Annotated in this window: 17 protein-coding genes; 1 reads left to right on the top strand and 16 read right to left on the bottom strand. The window is 59.5% G+C overall.

From position 1 onward, the window contains the following. Positions 1–30: 30 nt before the first annotated feature. The 13 genes from ACQRC0_RS06890 to purF form a co-directional block, all read right to left on the bottom strand. Entirely contained in the window at positions 31–654 is a 624-nt protein-coding gene (locus ACQRC0_RS06890; RefSeq protein ID WP_427717988.1) for an AAA family ATPase, read from the bottom strand. Between the two features lie 173 nt (positions 655–827). Next, positions 828–1,466, bottom strand: a complete 639-nt coding sequence (locus ACQRC0_RS06885) for an amino acid ABC transporter permease (protein WP_055285379.1) — start codon at positions 1,464–1,466, stop codon at positions 828–830. Positions 1,467–1,469: 3 nt separating this feature from the next. After that, entirely contained in the window at positions 1,470–2,216 is a 747-nt protein-coding gene (locus tag ACQRC0_RS06880; RefSeq protein WP_427728857.1) for an amino acid ABC transporter permease, read from the bottom strand. Positions 2,217–2,241: 25 nt separating this feature from the next. After that, positions 2,242–3,117, bottom strand: a complete 876-nt coding sequence (locus tag ACQRC0_RS06875; RefSeq protein ID WP_427728856.1) for a transporter substrate-binding domain-containing protein — start codon at positions 3,115–3,117, stop codon at positions 2,242–2,244. 8 nt (positions 3,118–3,125) lie between these two features. Continuing rightward, positions 3,126–3,857: an amino acid ABC transporter ATP-binding protein gene (locus ACQRC0_RS06870; protein WP_055251548.1), complete on the bottom strand. Its 732-nt coding sequence runs from the start codon at positions 3,855–3,857 to the stop codon at positions 3,126–3,128. A 368-nt stretch (positions 3,858–4,225) separates the two neighbouring features. Then, positions 4,226–4,669 (bottom strand): GatB/YqeY domain-containing protein, encoded by a 444-nt coding sequence (locus ACQRC0_RS06865; RefSeq protein ID WP_427717979.1) that lies wholly within the window; start codon positions 4,667–4,669, stop codon positions 4,226–4,228. A gap of 54 nt (positions 4,670–4,723) precedes the next feature. Further along, positions 4,724–5,947: a peptidylprolyl isomerase gene (locus ACQRC0_RS06860; protein ID WP_427728854.1), complete on the bottom strand. Its 1,224-nt coding sequence runs from the start codon at positions 5,945–5,947 to the stop codon at positions 4,724–4,726. 120 nt (positions 5,948–6,067) lie between these two features. Further along, positions 6,068–6,535 (bottom strand): PTS sugar transporter subunit IIA, encoded by a 468-nt coding sequence (locus ACQRC0_RS06855; RefSeq protein ID WP_427717974.1) that lies wholly within the window; start codon positions 6,533–6,535, stop codon positions 6,068–6,070. A gap of 65 nt (positions 6,536–6,600) precedes the next feature. Further along, positions 6,601–7,047, bottom strand: a complete 447-nt coding sequence (locus tag ACQRC0_RS06850) for a PIN domain-containing protein (protein WP_427728851.1) — start codon at positions 7,045–7,047, stop codon at positions 6,601–6,603. A 17-nt stretch (positions 7,048–7,064) separates the two neighbouring features. Then, complete coding sequence (locus ACQRC0_RS06845) at positions 7,065–7,409, bottom strand: type II toxin-antitoxin system RelB/DinJ family antitoxin (protein WP_154516713.1); 345 nt, start codon at positions 7,407–7,409, stop codon at positions 7,065–7,067. A gap of 234 nt (positions 7,410–7,643) precedes the next feature. Next, on the bottom strand, positions 7,644–8,351 hold the full coding sequence (gene purN / locus ACQRC0_RS06840) for a phosphoribosylglycinamide formyltransferase (protein WP_427728849.1): 708 nt from the start codon (positions 8,349–8,351) through the stop codon (positions 7,644–7,646). Next, positions 8,341–9,444 carry a phosphoribosylformylglycinamidine cyclo-ligase gene (purM, locus tag ACQRC0_RS06835; RefSeq protein ID WP_427717964.1) on the bottom strand — a complete coding sequence of 368 codons (1,104 nt, stop codon included), beginning with the start codon at positions 9,442–9,444 and terminating at the stop codon, positions 8,341–8,343. Before purM ends, purN begins: the two co-directional genes overlap by 11 nt. 156 nt (positions 9,445–9,600) lie before the next feature. Then, positions 9,601–11,271, bottom strand: coding sequence for an amidophosphoribosyltransferase (gene purF / locus ACQRC0_RS06830; RefSeq protein ID WP_427728847.1), 1,671 nt, complete (start codon positions 11,269–11,271; stop codon positions 9,601–9,603). Between the two features lie 297 nt (positions 11,272–11,568). Here purF and ACQRC0_RS06825 point away from each other — a divergent pair, with 297 nt between their 5' ends. Next, positions 11,569–12,798, top strand: coding sequence for a putative ABC transporter permease (locus ACQRC0_RS06825; RefSeq protein WP_427717959.1), 1,230 nt, complete (start codon positions 11,569–11,571; stop codon positions 12,796–12,798). A 106-nt stretch (positions 12,799–12,904) separates the two neighbouring features. On the opposite strand, the gene ACQRC0_RS06820 is transcribed toward ACQRC0_RS06825, so the two are convergent. The 3 genes from ACQRC0_RS06820 to purE all read right to left on the bottom strand — a co-directional run bounded on the left by ACQRC0_RS06820 (position 12,905) and on the right by purE (position 14,970). Further along, the gene (locus ACQRC0_RS06820) at positions 12,905–13,321 is read right to left on the bottom strand and encodes a molybdenum cofactor biosynthesis protein MoaE (protein WP_427728844.1); all 417 of its coding nucleotides are present in this window, start codon (positions 13,319–13,321) and stop codon (positions 12,905–12,907) included. A 143-nt stretch (positions 13,322–13,464) separates the two neighbouring features. Beyond that, positions 13,465–14,469 carry a class B sortase gene (locus tag ACQRC0_RS06815; protein WP_427728842.1) on the bottom strand — a complete coding sequence of 335 codons (1,005 nt, stop codon included), beginning with the start codon at positions 14,467–14,469 and terminating at the stop codon, positions 13,465–13,467. 36 nt (positions 14,470–14,505) lie between these two features. After that, positions 14,506–14,970 (bottom strand): 5-(carboxyamino)imidazole ribonucleotide mutase, encoded by a 465-nt coding sequence (gene purE, locus ACQRC0_RS06810; RefSeq protein WP_154516732.1) that lies wholly within the window; start codon positions 14,968–14,970, stop codon positions 14,506–14,508. Positions 14,971–15,091: the final 121 nt, after the last annotated feature.

The following is a 15,091-nucleotide window of genomic DNA, read 5'->3' as shown; positions in this document are numbered from 1 at the left end:
ACGGGCACCTTTGTGATGGCTTTTGGTCGGCTAGCCTTCGAGCTGCGCCACCTTGTAGCGGTAGGCAGCGGCTATGACGTCTTTGCAGCCCTCGCGGCCCAGCTTGGCGCGGTTGACGACGATATCCTTGCCGCTCGTCATTTTCCACTTTCCGGCGCTGTAGCGCTTATAGAACGCCTCGCGTGCCTTCTGCTGCTGCTTGACCAGCTTGGCGCCCTTCTTTTTGTTGAGCCCACGCTTCTTGCGCACGATCTCGACGCGGTCCTCAAAGGGTGCGGTCACCAACACGGCAATGTGATTAGGGTTGTTACGCAGCAGGTAATCGGACAGGCGACCCTCGATAATGCAGCTCTCGGTCTCGCCCAGGTCCAAAATCACCTGGCTCATCTTTTGGAACAACTTGTCCGAGTACGAACGCGCATCGTAGCGGTCGGGCAGAAACGCCATGTTCTCCACGGCCAGACGCTCGTCATAGGCGGCCATCTTATCGAGCGACTCACCCGCGCGCATCGACGCACGCACCAGCAGCTCGTTGTCGTACAGCGGAATTCCCAACTCGTTGGCAAGCATGCGGCCAATCTCGTGGCCCTCGGCGCCAAAGTCGCGCGCGATGGTAATGACCACAGGATTCTTCTTGTTCTCCAGATCGCTCATCGCGATTCCTTTCTCTATGTGACAAAGGGACAGTCCCTTTGTCACATTCATTTTGCCCCCACCTTCGTCCTGGTTTCCCAAGTGCGGCAGATTGCCCCGAAAGAGGAGCGCCGCGTACTAAATGTACGCAAGCGACGATTGAGGGGCAAGGTGCCGTGCTTGGGGAAGCAGGACTATGCGGCCACAATGCGACGTTGATATGCCCTCACCAGCAGCGAGATACCAAAGTTGAGCACAAAGTACATCGCAAACACCAGGCCGTAGAGCATAAGCACCTGCGACAGGTCGATCGCGTGGGCCATCACGACGTTTGCCGTGTACATGAGCTCGGCCACGTTAATGCCCGAAAGATACGAGCTGTCCTTGATGACGGTCGTGCACTGGCTAAACAGCGCCGGAATGATCGTCTTAAACGTCTGCGGCAGAATGATGTAGCGCATGGTGGCAAAGAAGCCAAAGCCCTGGCTCTGCGCCGCCTCAAACTGGCCGCGCGGAATCGAGTTGAGGCCGCCGCGCACAATCTCGGCCATAACGGCGCTGGTAAACAGCGTAAAGGCGATGGTCGAAATCACAATGTCCAAACCCTGCACCGTAAAGTAGATAAACAGGATCCACAGCAAGTTTGGCGTGCAGCGGAACAGCTCGATATAGGCGCTCACCAAAATACGGAATGGACGGGGCGCGTAGCTTTTAACGAGCGCCAGCACCGTGCCAAAGATGAGCGAGAAAAAGATCGACAGCGCCGAGATCTCGATCGTCTTAACAAAGCCGCCCCAAATGTAGAGCAGGTTGGTCGCGTTGAAGATTTCCATGCGCTAGGCCTCCTCTACGTTGTCGAGCCCCAGCTCGGCCAGGCTCATGCCGCGCGGGCGCTCCTTGGAGCGGCGCTCGAGCCACTGCACCAGCATGGCGAGCGGAAAGCAGATGATGAAATACATAAGGCAGCAGACGATGTATCCCTGCAGGTAACCGTACAGACTCACAAAGTTGTCGGAACGGTACATAAGGTCGCCGCCGGCCACAAGCGCTAGCACCGACGTGTTTTTGACCAGGTTGAGTGCCTGGTTACACAGCGGCGGCAGAATGATCTTGAACGTCTGGGGCAGCACGATGTAGCAGTATGCCTGCGCACGGGTGAAGCCCTGGCTCTGGGCCGCCTCCATCTGGCCACGCGGAACGGCCTCGATACCGGTACGGATGACCTCCGAAATGTAGGCAGCGTGATACAGGCCCACGCCCAAGAAGCCCAGCACAAACGGCGCGATACGCACCGGCTGGTCGGCACCGGTTATGGCCTGCAAAAACTGCGGACCGGCCATGTACATAAAGAGCACCTGCACGGGCAGCGGGGTGTTCTGGTAAAACTCCACGTACACGCGGCTTATGGCGCGCAGAACGCGAGAACGAGTGGTAGAGAACACGCCCAGCAGCGTGCCCAGCACCAGCGACAGCAGCAGACCGGCAACGACCACCTGCAGCGTCACGCCAAAGCCCTCCCAGAAGGGCCCCATGTTTTGGAATGTCGTCGACCAGCGGTCGGCGTCAAACAATCCTTCGAGCATTTGATTCCTTCCTTGGACGATGCGCCTATACAAGACCCCAGGTCTTAACCTCTTGGTCGAGCCAGCCGTCGGCCAGGCGATCGCATATCACCTGATCGACCACGGCCGAAAGATCACAGCCCTTCTTGGTCGCCACGCCGTAGCCCTGCTCGCCAAACTTGACCTCGGGTTGCAGCAGCTCGACGGTCTCGTTCATGTAACCGGCCAGCGTGGAGCGGTCCATGGCAAAGACGTCGATATTGCCGGCATCGAGCGAACTCTTAATGATGGGGTAGCCGCTAAAGGCCCTAAACTCGGGCTTGCAGCTAAAGCCGTTGTCCTTGATCATCTGCTCGATCAGGCCCTGCGTGGTGGCACCCTGGCTCACGCCAATGACCTTGCCGTCCAGGTCCTCAATCGAGGTAAAGCCCGAACGCTTCTTGACCATGAGTCCCACGTAGTCGGTGCGGTACGGCGTCGAGAAATCCCAGCTCTTCTTGCGCTCGTCGGTGATGGTGTAGGTCGCCGCGACCACGTCGAGCTGGCCGTTATCGATCAGCGGGCCGCGCGTCTTGGGCGTTACGTCGGTAAACTCGACAAGCTCCTGGGCACGGGCCTCCTTGTAGCTCACGCCAAAGACGGCAGCGGCGATCTGGTAGCACAAATCGACCTCCATGCCCTCAAAGCAGCCCTTGGCGGTGTCGTAATAGCCGTAGCCGGGAACGTCCTTCTTAACGCCGGCATTCAGATGGCCACGCGACTTGATGGCCGCAAGCTTAGACCCCTTGTCGGAGTCCTCACCGCCGGTGGAGTTGCCGCAACCGGTAAGCGCGGTCCCCGTCAGCGCGAGCATACCGGCGCCCGCCAGCTGCAAAAAGTGGCGGCGCGACACGGCCGCCCTCGTCATATCCGTCATGTCCATCACCGCGCCTAGTGCAGAATCTTGGACAGAAACTCGCGGCAGCGCGGGTTCTCGGGGTTATCGAAGAAGTGCTCGGGTGTGCCCTCCTCCAGGATGCGGCCGTCCTCCATAAAGATGACGCGGTCGGCCACCTGGCGCGCAAAGCCCATCTCGTGCGTCACGCAGATCATGGTGATATCCTCCTGCGCGAGCTCAATCATAACGTCCAGGACTTCCTGGACCATCTCGGGGTCGAGCGCCGAGGTCGGCTCGTCAAACAGGATGATGGGCTGCTTGGTGCACAGGGCACGGGCAATGGCGATGCGCTGCTGCTGACCGCCCGAGAGGTTCTGCGGATACTCGCCGGCCTTATGCGCCATGCCGACGCGCTTGAGCGCGGCGATGGCGATCTCGGTCGCCTCCTCCTTACTCTTCTTTTGCAGCTTGATGGGCGCGAGCGTCAGGTTGCCCAGCACCGTCATGTTGGGATATAGGTTGAACTGCTGAAACACCATGGAGCTGTACTTGCGAGCCATCTCCAGGTGATTCTTTTTGGTGAGCGGCGTACCGTCGATGATGACCTCGCCCGACGTGGGCTCCTCCAGATAATCGACGCAACGGATGAGCGTGGACTTGCCCGAGCCGGAAGGCCCGATCATTACGAGCTTCTCGCCGCGCTTGACGGTGAGGTTGATATCTTTGAGCACATGCAGGTCGCCAAAGTACTTGTTGAGATGCTTGATCTCGATCATGTCTGCCATGAATATCCCTTTCCTGCGCTTACACGAATTGCTCTATTTTACGGAAAGAACCACGTTTCCGCAGCCCACACTGCATTCCCGTAAAGAACCCGCAACCTTTAACCCACTCATTGGGGACAGACTTAAATGAGTACCCAGCCCACCAAAAAGGGGCGCGACCATGACGGCCATACCCCTCAAGACCCGAAAATAATACAACCGCCCTTGTTGAGCATAAGTCAGCGAAAACCCGTACACGCGAGCAAGGTGACGTGAAATGAAAGGGCGCAGACCTCATGGTCGCGCCCTTGAAATTGAACGTCAGATTGCCGCGTGTACGGGTTTGCAGCGTCGAGCCGTTACGCGGTTTGGTAAAACCGCGTAACAAATTACACGAGTTTGCCGCCGACGATCTTTGCCGCGGCCGGTTTATCGAAGTTGCCGCCGGTGGCCTTGCCGAGCGCCCCCATAACCTGGCCCATCTGCTTCTTGGACGTGGCGCCCAGCTCGGCGATGACCTGCTCAATCAGCGCCTCGAGCTCCTCGCCCGAAACCTGCGCGGGCAGTAGGCTCTCCAGAATCTTGACCTGCTCGGTCAGGTTGTCGGTACGATCTTGATCGGTACCGGCCTTGATGGACATCTCCAACGTCTCGCTTGTCTGCTTAATCAGACGCTTGATCATGCTGTTGACGTCTTCCTCGGTCACGTCGCGGCGCTCGTTGACCTCGATGTTCTTAACCTCGGCCTTTACCTGGCGAATGATAGACAGGCGCACCTTGTCCTTGGCCTTCATGGCGGCAATCATTTCCTGCTGCAGCTCTTCGTTGGTCATCTGCAAATCCTCCTCAATAGTGTGGGCGGCACTCGCATGAGCACCGCCCCTTGATTACTCAGTCGTCGACGAATCGTCGGTCGAGCTCTTGGTGACGCCCTTCAGGCTCACGTTATAGGGCACGTCCTTGGGCATGGGGTTGACGGTAATGTCGGCATCCTTCGTGTACTTCTCCAGCCACTCGTTGTATGCCGTGCCCGATGCCTGGGTCTTCACCACATTGGAAACGTACTTCTTAATAGCCTTGGGCACCTGATTGATGTCATCGACCTGGCCATCGACATGGAAGTAGTCGGTGCACTTGATGATGTGGTAGCCATACGTCGACTCGACCACGTCGCTCACATCGCCCTTGTTAAGGCCCTCGAGCGCCGTCTGGTAGCTGTCGACAAAGGTGGTGAGCTTATCCCAGCCCACGTCACCCTTCTTCTCCTTGGAACCGGTGTCGTCGGAATACTGCTTCACGGCATCCTCAAAGCTCAGCTCGCCGGAGTTGATCTTATCCAGGCACTCCTGCGCCTCGGCCTTGGCGGCGGCCTTGTCCTCGTCGGAAGCGTCGGAATCAACCTTGATCAGGATGTTCGACGAGCGGCGGGCATCGTTGTAGTTAGAAAGGTTCTCGTTAATGTAATCGACAATCTCGCTGTCCTTGGGCTTGCTGGTGGGAGCAACGGCATCCTTAAGCTTCTGCTGCGCCAGGCTCTCCTTGAGCGAGTCCTTGTAGGTGTCCTCGGTATAGCCGTAGGTCTTAAGGGTCTCCTTAAAGGTCTTGGCGCCGCCCGCGCTCTTGCAGGCGTCCTTCCAAGCCTTCTCTACTTCCTCGTCCGAAACCGTCACGCCGTTCTCCTTCTGCGCCTGCTGGAGCAGAATCTGCTGCGTATAGGAATCGATGAGCTGTTTGCGGTACTTCTTGGGCGTCAGGTCGTTGTCAACCAGATACTGCGCCCAATCCTCATCCTTGGTGTAACCGTAGGACGTGCGCATGCTCATGATCTGCTTGGTTACGGTGTCCTCGGTGAGATTGGTTCCGTTGACGGTAGCAGCCACACCGCCGGTCAGTTTGTAACCCGAGTTATTGTTCTCGGTCTGCGACATCAAACCGGAGCACGCCATGGCCGAGACGGAAAGCAGCATTGCCAGCACGCCGATAACCACCAGGACGATCTTGACGGTCTTAGACACGTACGTCTTGCGCTGCTTCTTGCGAGAGCTGGAGGCAGCGCGGGCCTGCTGCTCGGGCGTCGGCGCGGCCTCGGAGTTCTTTTTCTTATTTGCCATAGTTGGCCTTTCGCATCACGAATCGAACAAACGTCATTGTGTCACAACGCGGCCCCCGCGGCACACCTGGTGCATGGGGGACAGGTTAATCTGCACCATTTTGGTGCAAAGGTGCCAGTCTTAGAAGTGGCGGCGGATGGCGTCGACCATGCCCTGGGACGAAGTCTGGCCGAGCACGTCGGCTGCGGCGTCGGCATCCATAAAGATATTCATAAGCGCTTGCAGGGCCTCGACCTGGCCGCCCGGCTCGGCAATACCCAGATTGATGATGATCTGCGCCGGCACGGGGGCACCCATGCCCGCCATAGCATTGAACGTCACGGGCGCGGAGGGCTTAATCACCGCGATATAGGGCTTAGCCACAAACCCCGGATCGGTATGCGGAATGGCAATATTGGCCGCCGGCATGGCGAGGCCCGTGGGATAGATGTCCTCGCGCGTACGGACGGCATCGAGCCAACCGGACGCAATGTAGCCGCGCGGAGCAAGCTCGCCCTCGAGTCGCGCAAACACCTCATCCGGCGTCGCGCACTCCCAATCAAAAAACACCAGCTCAGGCGCGAATAGCATCTCGGCGTTATCCGCCATACCGTCCTCCAAAGTTGCATGAGGTTCACAATGCCCCATATGATAGCGAAACCAGACAGGCAAGGTTAGCCGAGGATCCCAATCATCTCGAGTGCGCGGGCAGGCGTCAAGCACACCTCGGGCATCGCCTCCAGCATGCGCCGGTCGCTCGTGACCACGTAGTCAACATCTGCCGTCTCGCCCGAAGCGATGATGAGGTTGTCTTCGAGATCCGGCATGCGCTTGCCAAGCATGCGCGCCATCTCGCACTCCGCCAACGAAAGCGGAGAGGCAGTTGCCACCTGCATCATATGCTCGATGCAGGCCCATGACGCCGAGGCAAACGAAACGTTAATCCCATTCGCATTCCGCCGAGCCAGACGCCGAGGCAGGATATAGAACACATCCTTTGCCGTCGTGGGCGTGTACAGAAGGTCAATCTTTCCCGCCTCGGCCAGTTCAACTAATCTCTTCGCTTCGTCGAACGCCCCCTCTTGCAGGTAATAATCGAGCCAAACGTTCGTATCTACCAAGAGATGCTTTGCCTCGATCATCGACAATTCGCCTCGGTGTCGGCAATCATCGCGTCATACATATCATCTCGTACGGCATCCCAGTCTTCCGCAGATGATCCAACTGGCGCAAAATCCGAAGCATTTAGCCCCAGCGATGAAAAAGCTAGGCCACACCCCTGCTCAGCCAGGCTCTCCGCGCGGGGCGCCTCGCGCTTATCCGTCACCATAAATCCCGGCAGCGCTTGATGCTCGACAAGATAGGCCCAAAGCGCACGAACGGCATCGCTCGGCCCCAATCCATTGCGTGTCAGGACCGCATCGCCACCAGCCTTGAGCATAGGATCGATTCGTGTGTTGAGCTGCACCGTTGCTGCACCCATAGCGGCTCCTCTCTACTTGCTAGCAGTATAGCAAACATAAAAGGCCGCGCAAAAGGGCCCCGCCCACACACGGACGAGGCCCTATCGGATTTCTTGGAATGGGAATGGTGCCCGTCACGTTATCCAAAGCCCAAAATCAAAGAGGTATTAAGCTGATTGGGGCACATGTGATTCCATATGCCCCAATCAGCTTTTTTGATAGTTTACGTCGCAAGGAAAACCAAGCGAATCCTTTTACGCGCGATGGCGCGCCGGATCAATTGCCACCTTACCGCTCTCCAGCACGTGGACGCGGCCGTCAGCGAGCATCTGCACGACTTCGGGATACAGCACGTGCTCGATCGCGTGAATGTGCTCCTCGAGTGTGTCGACATCCCAGCCTTCCTCAACAGCCAGCGCGCGCTGGGCAATGATGGGGCCGTTGTCGTAGATCTCGTTGGCAAAATGCACGGTCACACCGGTCACCTTGACGCCGCGCGTAAAGGCATCGTCGATCGCATGCGCACCGGTAAAGCTCGGCAGCAGCGCCGGATGCAGATTGACAACGCGGTTGGGGAACGCCGCCAGCAGCGGCGTATGCACCATTCGCATGTAGCCAGCCATGACCACATACTCGCAGCCGCGCTCGAGAAGCTCGTGCGCAATAATCTCGTCGGCGGCGATAGGGTCGGCGTAGACATCCTTGGAGAGCGTCAGCGTCTGGATACCCGCACGCTCTGCACGCTGCAGGCCCTTGGCCGAAGGACGGCTCGACACCACGAGCTCGATCGAAGCATTGAGCTTGCCGGCGGCGATCAGGTCGACGAGCGCCTGTAGGTTGGTGCCCGAACCGCTGATGAGCACGCCGATCTTGAGCGGCTCGGTGGTATCGGTGCCGGTCGGACGGGTATAGGGCGCAAAACCCAGGCCCTCGGCGGCAGCCGTCTGCTCGTTAGCGCTCATCGGAGTACACGACCTTACCGGAGCCCTCGACGCATTCGCCCACGCGGAACGGCTTCTCGCCCAGCGCGACCAGGGCATCGGTTACCGCGGCCTCATCTTCGGGAGCGACAATCAGGCACAGGCCGACGCCCATGTTGAAGGTCTTGCATGCCTCGTTGGGCGTAAGCTCGGCCTGGTGCGAAACATAGGTGATGACGGGCGGAATGTCCCAGCCCATCTCGGCGCCATTGCGGGTGACCACGGCGTCGACGTCGTCGGCCAGCGCACGGTTAAGGTTCTCGGTGATGCCACCGCCGGTGATATGGGCGATGGCGTGCACCGGAGCGCCGCCGCGGAGCAGCTCAAGAATCGGCTTGACGTAGATGCGCGTGGGGGCCAGCAGAGCGTCTGCCAGTGATGCGCCGCCGAGCTCCTCGAGCGGACGGCTCAGCTCCTCGGCCTTAGCGGCGGCCTCGGGCGTACCCGGCTTGATGCCGTCAACGCCGATGACTTTACGCACGAGCGAGTAGCCGTTGGAGTGCACGCCGGTGGAGGGAAGGCCCAGAATCACGTCGCCGGGGCGGACGTTGGCGGGGTCGAGCATCTTGGGACGGTCGACGACACCCACGGTAAAGCCGGCGAGGTCGTAGTCGGCGGGAGCCATGACGCCCGGGTGCTCGGCCATCTCGCCGCCCACGAGCGCGCAGCCCGCGAGCTTGCAGCCGTCTGCCACGCCCTTGATGATCTTTGCCATGTGCTCGGCCTCGATGTGGCCAATGGCAACATAGTCCAAAAAGAAGAGCGGCTCGGCGCCCGAAGCCAAAATGTCGTTGACGCACATGGCGACCAGGTCCTGGCCCACCGTCTCGTGACGGTCCATGATCTGGGCGAGGACGAGCTTGGTGCCCACGCCGTCGGTACCGCTGATCAGGATCGGGTCTTCCATATCCTTAAGTGCGGCGGCCGAGAACAGGCCGCCAAAGCCACCGATGCCACCGATAACCTCGGGACGGTTGGTATCCTTAACCATTTGCTTAATAGCGTCGACGGCGCGGCCGCCCTCGGCGGTATCGACGCCGGCATCCTCATACGTCACATGCTTGCTGTCGCTCATCTGAGCCTTCCTCTCCCACTACCGTTTGACACACAGACGCCAAACAGTGCCCATAGTTGCCCTCAAGTTGGCGCACACGGTAACAACACGCGCCGCCAAATCAACAAAACAGCAGGTAAAACCTACCAAAATAAACCTGTCCCTAAATGGCAGGTTCTAGGCCTCGCCGTGCTTCTCTTCCCAGCTGCGGTCATCGTATTTCTCGACCACGGCGTCATCGCCAAAGTGCAGCGGCTTATCCAGGTTGCGGGGCTTAAAGCCCTCCATAAACTTGTCGCGGCCAAAGCTCTCGGGAATCGCCACGGGATAACGGCCGGTAAAGCACGCATCGCAGTAGCCGCCCTTGGGCATGACCTTCAGCAGGCCCTCGACCGAAAGGAAGGCCAGCGAATCGGCGCCAATGTACTCGCAGATCTCATCGACCGTCTTGTTAGCGCTGATGAGCTGCGACTGCACGTCGGTATCGATGCCGTAGAAGCACGGCCAGATGACCTCGGGCGAGTTGATGCGGATGTGAATCTCCTTGGCGCCGGCGTTGTGCAGCATCTTGACGAGCTGCACCATGGTGGTGCCGCGTACGATGGAGTCGTCGATGACGACCAGGCGCTTGCCCTCGATATTGTCGCGCAGCGGATTGAGCTTCATGCGCACGCCCATGGCACGCAGCTCCTGCGTGGGCTCGATAAACGTACGGCCCACATAGCGATTCTTGATGAGGCCCTCGCCAAAGGGAATGCCGCTCTCGCGCGAATAACCCTCCGCAGGCGGCAGACCGGAGTCGGGCACGCCGATGACCAGGTCGGCATCGACGGGCTCCTCGTGTGCCAGCTGACGACCCATGTCGTAACGGCAGGCGTAGACGCTCTTGCCATTCATGATGGAGTCGGGGCGGGCAAAGTAGACCTGCTCAAAGATGCAGTTAGCGGGCTCTTCGGCAGCGGGCACACCCTGCTCGGATACCAGGCCCTCGGCACTGATGCGCAAGATCTCGCCGGGACGGACATCACGGACATACTCGGCGCCCACGATATCGAGTGCACATGTCTCGGAGGCAACGACCCAGCCGCCAGCGCGCGTGACATGAGCGGCAGCGTCGACCGTCGCGGCGTCGTCTTGCGACGGTAGCTGCGAAACGGATGCGGCGTCGGCCTGGTCCAGGCCCTCGTCCACGAGCTTGCCCAGCACCAGCGGACGAATGCCATGTGGGTCGCGGAAAGCGTAGAGTGCCTGCTCGTTGATGAGCGTCATGGCGTAGCCGCCGCGCACGAGCTCCATGGTCTTGCGAATGCCCTCGCGCAGGTGGCCCGTACGCTGGGTAAAGTAGCCAATGAGCTTGGTCGCGACCTCGGAATCCGAATTGGAGAGGAACGGCACGCCGAGCTCGATCAGCTGGCGGCGCAGCTCGTCAGTGTTAACCAGGGTGCCGTTGTGCGCAAGCGCGATGATGACGCTGTTGATGGTGGAAAGATGCGGCTGCGAGGCTTCCCAGCTCTTGGCGCCGGCGGTACCATAGCGCACGTGGCCCACAGCCAACTGGCCGGAGAGCGTCGACAGGTCGGCGTTGGAGAACACGCGATCGAGCAGTCCCAGGTCTTTGCGAACCATAACCGTGCCGCCATCGCCCACGGCGATTCCCGCCGATTCCTGGCCGCGATGCTGCAGCGCACGCAGACCAAAGTACGTCAGTCGAGCCACGTCGCGATCGGGTGCCCACACACCAAAGATGCCGCATTCCTCATGCAGCTGGTCGGAGTCCGGATCATACGTCGACATGGTCGTCACCCGTCCTGTAGCACGCTCGGCCGCGCGGATGGTTTCTTGAGACATGGCATCCCCTCAGAGCCTCGTTATTTGGCGTTACCTGCCCTATTATACGCACGGCAAGACAAGCACTCCCGCGCATGAACAGCGGTTTTTAAAAGCCCACCGAGCTTATAATCCGTTTTGCGGCCAAACATTTTATCGGGCAACCCGCCCTCGGGGCCAACGGTCCCGTATGTTTCCGTCGCGACGCGTCTCGCCCACCGTTAGGGCTTACATTGCTGCAATTGGGCCATTCGTCCTGTCTTTAAGCAGGTCGGCGGCGTATCCTTGTAACCTACAACAAAACGAGAAAGGTTCCGTATGGATCGAAACGAACTCGACCCCAGCGTCCCCAGCGCCACGGAGGTCAAGAAGATTCCCCTCATCATTAAGGTGTACGCCGTCCTGTGCATCCTGTCCGGCGTAGGCACGCTCCCTTCGGTCGGCGCCTTTATGTGGCAGGTCATCACCGCGCTCATCAACGGCAACGCCGCCGCCAAGCTCGGCGACAACACGCTCGTCGCAGTCGGTCTTATCGTCGCCGGCATCATGCTCTCGGCGGCGAGCGCGGTCATCTTGATCATCTTTGGCCTGGACCTCATCAAGAACCAGCGCCGCAACGCCGCGCGCCTGTCCTATATCCTTATCGCACTTACCGTCGTTGAGCTTTTGGTCGACGTGATGCTCCAGGGTATCGGGCCGTTCTTGCTGCGCCCCGCCATCCAGCTCGGCATCCTCGTCGCGCTTTCGGCCACTGTTGACCCAACGCTTCGTCAGGAGCGCGAACTGCAGCGCCGCCTGCAGGAGATGCTCGATCGCGACGCCGCCGCCGAGGGCATGCTCGGCCGCGATGAGACCGGCGAGGGCTACATTAAGCTCAACTACTTCAACCTGTTTTGGGTATTCTTTGTCTGCTGCGTGCTCGGCCTAATCCTGGAGGACATCTGGCACATGACGGTCGACGATCCAGGCGTCTACCAGAACCGCGCCGGCATGCTATTTGGCCCCTTCAGCCCCATCTACGGATTTGGCGCCGTACTCATGACCATGGTGCTCAACCGCTTCTACAAAAAGAACCCCATCATTATCTTTTTGGTGAGCGCCCTGCTTGGCGCAAGCTTTGAGGTCTTTGTAGGCTGGTTTATGCAGACCTCGTTCGGTGTGGTCTCGTGGAGCTACTCGCATATGAAGCTCTTTGGCATGCCCGATCCGCTCGCCGTGCTTACGGGCGGTCGCACTTGCACGGGCTTCGCCTGCCTGTGGGGTCTGGGCGGACTCATCTGGATCAAGCTGCTGCTGCCCAGATTGCTCAAGCTCATTAACATGATTCCCTGGAAGAGTCGCTACTCAGCCACCGTCATCTTTACCATCATCATGCTGGTCGACGGCGTCATGACGCTGCAATCGCTCGACTACTGGTACCAGCGTGTCAACGGCACGGCCAGCGATATTCCCGTTGCGCAGTTCTACGGAAAGTACTTCGATAACGAGTATATGGAAAATCGCTTCCAGAGCATGACCATGAGCCCCAAGGACGCCACACGCGTGTAGCGAGCGCCGGCACAAAACAGCCCCAACACACCAAAGCCCGCTGGCAGATCTACACGAGCTGCCAGCGGGCTTTTGCTATAGACGTACACGGGTTGCCGGCTAGGCGTTACGCTTCGCGCTCGACCTCGCTCACGCACTCGTTCTTGATAGTGCCGACGAGCGCCTGCAGGGCATCGACCACATGCGGGCGAATGTCTCCGCCAATGAGCACGAGCATGATGTCGTCGCCCACGGCAAGCTCGCCGCTCGCCAGCCATACGCGCACATAGCCGATGCCGGGCATCGCGCGCGTCGCCTCGATGGCAGCCTGCACCTTGCTGGCGTCGTAGCCAAACACCACGCCGCCCACCTTGTGGCCCGGCGCCACGCCATCGGTCTCGACACCGCGCGCCTCGGACTTGGGTGTCGCGCGCACCACGCCATTGTGCGTCAGGTACATGCCACACGCCGGCGCCGAAGCGTCGGCCTTGGCTTCGCGCAGCCACGCATCGACCGAAGGCATCAATTTGCCGTTCTCAAGCATCGCTTCCCCTTTTTTCCGTCGTCGAGTAGCTAATTTGGGACGGGGCTCTTTTAGCTACCCCCGTCACCTAACCCAGCAAAATCATTCTGCATATCCGGGGTAGCTAAAAGAGCCCCGTCCCAAATTAGCTACTCTCGAACCGCTTATTCCTCGACCGGCGTGAGTACCATGACGGCGCGCGTATTGCTAAATGACAGTGAGCGACAAGTCACAAGCGTTACGACCTTAGTTGCCGAGGCAGCACGGTCGGTCGCATCGTTTGCCACGGCCGAGGCGCCATCGAGCATCTCGGACAGATAATTCGTCAGCCCGTCGTCGCCCTCAAAGTTGGTCGCGCGCGCCTTGGAGTACGTATCCTCAACCACCTTGGTCGCCAGCGGTCTCAGCTTATACGTGCCATCGCGCGTGATGTAGTACACGTACTCGATGCTGTCGAACGTCGCCTGGTCGGTGGTGTCCGAGATCACATTAAACATCGATCCGTCGTTCATATGGTGGCCGTAGATTGTCGTCTGCTGGTCCACCATGCCCGGCGCGACATCTTCGAAGTCCAAGAAAATCGCACCCGATGCATTGGACGTACCGTCAAACAGCGTGTTGAGGTATTTAGAGTTGTCCTTGGCCTGCACCACGGGATAGTTGATGTTGGTATCCGGCACATAAATCCATCCCACGATCTCGGGATTTGCCTTAGCAAGAGCGTCAAAATCGACAATCGGCACGCCGCTCGCATCCTTATCGCTCACGTACTGCTTCTCGATTTTCTGGTACGAATCGCTTGCCTGCTTATAGCCAATCTGAGCATTGATAAAGATGGCGGCAGCGGCGACAATCAGACCGATGCCCACGATGATGAGCAGAATGGGGATGATGGAGCGGCGCTTCTTACGCGGCGGCTCGGTGTAGCTGGACGGAGCGCCGCTCGGTTGCCTCGTCGACCGGGCCTGCTTCTTTGCCGTGCCATATGACGAGGGGCGAAACGCAGCCGGCGTATCCTGACGGCGATGGGACGTCGGCGTTACGGGGCGCGGCGCACGAGCCTGTTGAGGAGAGGATGCCCGACCCTGCTGCATGGAGCGGGCCGATCCCGACTTGGATGGATCGGGGATATGAGAAGCCGAGAAACGTTTTCCCTGATAGTCGGACATGACTCTCCCTATGATTACAACGGAACGGCAAGCCGCTTAGGCGTCAGCCATCTCCTGCTTCATCTTCTCGATAATTGCGCGATACTCGGGATCGCAAGCACCCAGAATCTGCGTGGCGTAGATGGCAGCGTTCTTGGCGCCGTTGATGGCAACGCATGCCACAGGCACGCCCGAAGGCATCTGCACCATCGACAGCAGCGAATCCATGCCGCCCAGATCACTCGTCTTCATAGGCACGCCGATAACCGGCAGCGGCGTAAAGGCAGCCACGACACCGCCCAGGTGCGCGGCCTTGCCGGCTGCGGCGATAATCACCTTGATGCCACGGTCGGCGGCAGTCGAAGCCCACTCGTGGACCTTCGCCGGCGTACGGTGCGCGCTGGCAATCACGAGCTCATAGGGCACACCGAGCGCCTCGAGCTCGGCGGTGCAGCCTTCCATAACGCCCAGATCGGACTTGGAACCCATGATGATCCCGACAACCGGCTTTTGATCTGCCATAAACAAAGACCTCCTGTTGAGAGCGGTGACGCGGCCAATCCGCGACCCTTAACTACTGAGAGTAGTATAGCTGCTCCCGTCCCTGCGGTCTGTTGGTGCTCTGCGGCGGCCCGGTGTTTTC

Source organism: Collinsella sp. SGI.033, from assembly GCF_050315135.1.
GTDB lineage: Bacteria > Actinomycetota > Coriobacteriia > Coriobacteriales > Coriobacteriaceae > Collinsella.
This window is presented reverse-complemented; position numbering and strand designations above follow the sequence as displayed.